Here is a 511-nt window from a genome sequence, read left to right on the forward strand (position 1 = left end):
ATGACCGTGGGGCCAGCGTCGCGCAGGCCAATGCATGGCTGGTGCGCTAATGCCAAGTTGCGTTTATTCGACTAGATCCGTTCGGGCTGAGCTTGTCGAAGCCGGGGGAGCCTTTCGACAAGCTCAAGGCGAACGGTTTCTATCTTTGAACGCCAAACCGTATAAGTGCTAGGCATGGGGGTTTCTCTTACTTCTTCAGGGCAGTGCGCTGGCGCGGGCCGCCTGGTGGTGTCGGTGGTCAGCCATGGGCATGGCGCCCAGGTGCAGCAACTGCTGTGGCAGATGGCGCAATGCCAGGCCTTGCATGGGGCGCGCGTGGTGCTCACGCACAACCTGCCCGAGCCTGCGCCGAGGGCCCCGCAAGGGGGCTGGCCTTTTGCGCTTGAGGTGGCTTGCAATGCGGCGCCGCAGGGCTTTGGCGCCAACCACAATGACGCTTTGCGCAATGCCACCGAGCCGTTTGTCTGTGTGCTGAACCCCGATGTGCAGCTGCTGGCCGGCGAGGATGTGT

1 protein-coding gene is annotated in these 511 nt (G+C 62.8%); it reads left to right on the forward strand.

All coding sequences use genetic code 11. The features are described 5' to 3' along the window. Window positions 1-174: 174 nt before the first annotated feature. Window positions 175-511 (forward strand): hypothetical protein (locus QZH66_RS18340; protein ID WP_305807222.1); only part of this gene is annotated, 337 nt, incomplete at its 3' end.

The organism is Stenotrophomonas sp. YIM B06876 (assembly GCF_030711595.1).
Lineage (GTDB): Bacteria > Pseudomonadota > Gammaproteobacteria > Xanthomonadales > Xanthomonadaceae > Stenotrophomonas.